Genomic DNA, 4,424 nt, shown 5'->3' with positions numbered 1-4,424 from the left:
CGGGCACCTGCGGTCGGTGGCCGGCTGAGCTGCCGGTCCGCCCGCCTCAGCGGGCCGCCCGCACCAGCTCCACGAAGTATCGCCGTCCGGGGCCGGCCGACCCGGGCCAGCCGAGCCGGGGGGCGGGCGGCCGCCGCCAGCAGCGGCAGGGCGAACATGACGGCCAGCCGGGTGGCGTTCAGCCCGACCGGCGTGTGCACCAGCGCCGCCGCCAGGACCCCCGCCGCCGAGAGCAGCGCGCCCACCCGCACCGGCCGGTACGCCACCAACGCGGCCACCAGCAGGCTGGTCAGCACGGCGCGCGACGTGTCGGAGCGGCTGATGTTCATCCAGCCGCCGTCGCCGAAGAGCAGCGCGGTCACCCCGAGCGGCAGCGCGGCGGCGACCCCGAGCGTCAAGCCGTCGGCGTACCGGCGGGTCAGCAGCAGCGCCGCGCCGGCCAGGCCGACGAAGAGGCCCGCCACCGGGCTCGTCGCCGAGGCCAGCACCGCCCCGGCCGCCGCCAGGCCGAGCCGTACGAGCCGCCGTCGCCGTGCCCGCCGGTCGGAATCGGCGTCGGCGGAGGCCCCGGGCAGGGTGAGGGCGAGCAGCGCGCCGAGACCGAAGGCCACCCCGAGGCCGTACGTCACCCGGCCCGAGACCAGGTTGCCGGCGATCGTGACCACCCCGACCAGGCTGCCGAGCAGCGGACGGGGCACCCCGGTGCGCGCCAGCAGTGCCGCGAACGCCGTCGCCGCCGCCACCAGCGCCAGTACCCCGGTGACCCGCACCCCGAGCAGCGCCATCACCGGCTGCGAGACCAGGCTGTAGCCGAACTGCTGGACCCCGCCGTACCAGCGCAGGTCGACCGGGGCGAGACCGTGGGCGGCGAAGAAGTCGGCCCGGGCGACCTGCGCGGCGAGGTCGGAACCGGTCGGCGGGAGGGCGAGATACGCCACCCCGGCCAGCACGGCGGACGCGGCGGCCACCGCCACCACCCGACTGCGCCGCATGCCCACCTCCGTACCGCGACCACCGTACTGGCAGCATGTCCCGCGTGCCTCACCACCTCGCGCGCTGGACCGGCCTGGCCGGCTCGACGCTGCTCGCCCTCGCCGCGTTCCTCGGCGGAGCGCTGCCCGACGGCGACCTGCGCCCCACCCCCGTCAGCATCTGGCAGGGCCCGCACGGCCCGCTGATCATCGCCGCCTGGGCGGTCGGCACCGGGCTGATGGCGTACGCCTGGTGGACGCTGCGCGGCCGGGTGCCGTCGACCCGCTGGGCCCTGGTCACCGTCGGGCTCTGGCTGCTGCCGTTCCTGGTCGCGCCGCCGCTGGGCAGCCGGGACGTCTACGCGTACGCCTGCCAGGGCGCCAGCTACGCCGCCGGGATCAACCCGTACGAGCAGGGCGTCTCGGCGCTGCCCTGCCCGTGGCTGGACACCATCTCCTACATCTGGCGGGACACCTCGGCCCCGTACGGGCCGCTGTTCGTGCTGCTCGCCGGTGCGGTCGTCGAGGCCACCGGGTCGCTGTACGGCAGCATCGTGCTGTTCCGGCTGCTCGCGGTGGCCGGAGTGGGGCTGACCGCGGCCTGCCTGCCGGCGCTGGCCCGGCGCTGCGGCGTACCGGCCGGCCGGGCGGTCTGGCTGGCGCTGGGCTCGCCGCTGATCGGGGTGCACCTGGTCTCGGGCGCGCACAACGACGCCCTGATGGTGGGACTGCTCGTCGCCGGGCTGGCGGTGGTGGCCGCCCGGCCGGGGCGCCCCGGTCCGCTGCTCGCCGGGGGAGCGCTGCTCGGGCTGGCCGGCGGGGTCAAGGTGACCGCGCTGGTCGTCGTGCCCTTCGCCGCGCTCGCCGCGCTCGTCGGGGCGTACTCGATCAGGGCGCTGCTGCGCGACGGCGGCTGGGTGGTCGGCGGGGCCGTCGCGGCGGTGGTCGGGGTGACCCTCGCCGCCGGGCTGGGCTTCGGCTGGGTCACCGGGCTGGAGCAGGGCGGCCTGGTGATCGCCTGGACCTCGCCGTCGACGGCCGTGGGGCAGACCGTGGGCTACCTCGCCGCGCCGTTCGGCTGGCACGGCGACCCGCTGCCGGTCACCCGGGGCATCGGGATGGCCGTGCTCGCGCTGACGCTGGTCTGGCTGTGGTGGCGGGCCCGCACCCGGGAACCGCTGTGGCACGCCGGCCTGGCGCTGGCCGCCACGGTCGCGCTCGCCCCGCTGTTCCACCCCTGGTACTGGGTCTGGCCGCTGACGGTGCTGGCCGCCACGTCGCGGCGCACCGGCTGGTTCGCGGTCGTCGCGATCGTCTCGGCGTTCCTGGTCCTGCCGGACGGCACCGGGCTGGCCAGATACAGCAAGACGGTCGGTGCGCCCCTGATGACGCTGTTGGTGATCCTGGTGGCCGTCCGCTTGGTACGGTCGGCTCGGGCGGCCCGCCGGCCGGCCGCCGTGGACTGAGGAGAGGCTCGCCGGTGACCGCTCCCGGCACCCCGCCGTCCCCGTCCGGCACCCCGTCGCCCGTGCCCGGCACCCCGTCGCCGGTGCCTGGCGGTCCGTCGCCGGTGCCTGGCGGTCCGTCGCCGGTGCCTGGCGGTCCGTCGCCGGTGCCTGGCGGTCCGTCGCCGGTGTCCGGCGGTCCGTCGCCCGTGCCTGGCGGTCCGTCGCCGGTGTCCGGCACCCCACCGCCCGTGCCTGGCGGTCCGTCGCCGGTGTCCGGCGGTCCGTCGCCGGTGTTCGGCGGTCCGTCGCCGGTGTCCGGCGGTCCGTCGCCGGTGTCCGGCACTCCGTCGCCCGTGCCCGGCACTCCGTCGCCCTCGTCTGGCGCTCCGTCGCCCCCGGCCGGCGTTTCGTGGTCGGCTGGCGGCGCGCCGCCGGGGCGCCCGCCCCGGCCCGGCGTCCCGTCGGGGTCGTCCGGGGCGGCCCGGCTCGCCCGTTACGCCGGCCTGGCCGGGGCGGTGCTGCTGGCCGTCGCCGGCTGGCTCGGCGGCGCGCTGCCCGGGGCCGCCGCAACGCGCGGCGGTCGCCCCGCCGACGAGCCGTGGACCGTCGCGCTCTGGCTGGTCGGCACCGGGCTGCTGGTGGGCGCCTGGTGGGCGCTGCGCCGGGGCGCGCCGTCGACGCGGTGGGCGTACCTCACCGCCGGGCTGTGGGCGCTGCCGCTGCTGGTCACCGCGCCGCTGGGCAGCCGGGACGTCTACTCGTACGCCTGCCAGGGCTGGGCGTACGCGCACGGCGCCGACCCGTACACGACCGGCGTGGCCGAGGCCGGTTGCCCCTGGGTGGAGTCGGTCGCCCCCATCTGGCGGGACACGCCCGCGCCGTACGGACCGTTCTTCGTGCTGCTCGCCGCGCTCGCGGTGACCCTCGGCGGCGGCCTGGTGGGCGCACTGGTGGCGTTCCGGCTGTTCGCCGTCGCCGGGGTGCTGCTGACCGCCCTCTCCCTGGTGGGGCTGGCCCGGGCCGCCGGGGTGCCCACCCGCCGGGCGGCCTGGCTGGCGCTGGCCTGCCCGCTGGTGGGAGTGCACCTGGTGGCCGGCGCGCACAACGACGCGGTGATGCTGGGCCTGCTGACGCTGGGCCTGCTGGTGCTGGTCCGCCTCCCCGGCAGGCCGAAGCCGCTGCTGGTGGCCGGGGCGCTGCTCGGGCTGGCGGTCACGGTGAAGGCGACCGCCGTGGTGGTGCTCCCGTTCGCGGCGCTCGCGGCGGTGCTGGGCCGCTACACCGTACGGGCGCTGCTGCGCGACGCCGGCTGGCTGGCCGCCGGGGTGCTCGGCGCGGTGGCGGTCACCTCCCTGCTCGCCGGCCTCGGCGTCGGCTGGGTCGGCGGGCTGACCCGCAGCGGCGACTCCGAGCAGTGGACGTCCCCGCCGACGGCGGTCGGCTTCGTCGTCGACTACACGGGTGCGCTGCTCGGCCGGGAGCCGGGCGCGGTGCCGGTGACCCGCGCGGCGGCGATACTGCTGCTCGCCGTGGCGGTGGCGACGCTGTGGTGGCGGGCCTGGTCGGGTCTGCGCCGCCTGAACGACGCCCGGCAGCGGGTGGCCCGCCTGGAGGCCGCCCGGCCCAGGGCGGCCCTGCTCGGCGCGGGCCTGGCGCTGGCCGCCACGGTGGTCCTCGCCCCGGTCTTCCACCCCTGGTACGCCACCTGGCCGCTGGCCCTGCTCGCGGTCGCCGCGACGCGGACCGCCTGGTTCGTGGCGCCCTGCGCGGCGGCGGCCTTCCTGACCCTGCCCGACAGCACCAACCTGGCCCGGTTCACCAAGGCCCCGGGCGCGCTGGCGATGACGGCGCTGGTGGTCGGACTGGCGGTGTGGGCCCTGCTCCGCCGGCGCCGGCCCCGCCCCACGCACCCCGCCTGACAGTGAGGATGTAGGTGGGGTCACCCGGTCTGGTCTGACTCACCGCCTGACCGACGATGCTGTCCTGCTGTGCGATTCGTCGATCG

General features: G+C 77.8%; 2 protein-coding genes and 1 pseudogene. 2 read left to right on the top strand and 1 reads right to left on the bottom strand.

Going from position 1 to position 4,424, the window contains the following annotated elements; translation table 11 throughout:
- Positions 1–992 (bottom strand): annotated as a pseudogene (locus tag ACWENR_RS29875) (hypothetical protein); the annotation flags it as partial.
- Positions 993–1,036: 44 nt separating this feature from the next.
- Here ACWENR_RS29875 and mptB (ACWENR_RS29870) point away from each other — a divergent pair.
- Together mptB (ACWENR_RS29870) and mptB (ACWENR_RS29865) are read left to right on the top strand one after the other, a co-directional pair.
- Complete coding sequence (gene mptB / locus ACWENR_RS29870; RefSeq protein WP_452280287.1) at positions 1,037–2,437, top strand: polyprenol phosphomannose-dependent alpha 1,6 mannosyltransferase MptB; 1,401 nt, start codon at positions 1,037–1,039, stop codon at positions 2,435–2,437.
- Between the two features lie 335 nt (positions 2,438–2,772).
- Positions 2,773–4,338 carry a polyprenol phosphomannose-dependent alpha 1,6 mannosyltransferase MptB gene (gene mptB / locus ACWENR_RS29865; protein WP_452280286.1) on the top strand — a complete coding sequence of 522 codons (1,566 nt, stop codon included), beginning with the start codon at positions 2,773–2,775 and terminating at the stop codon, positions 4,336–4,338.
- Positions 4,339–4,424 lie beyond the last annotated feature (86 nt).

It is taken from the genome of Micromonospora sp. NPDC004336, assembly GCF_053602615.1.
This window is presented reverse-complemented; position numbering and strand designations above follow the sequence as displayed.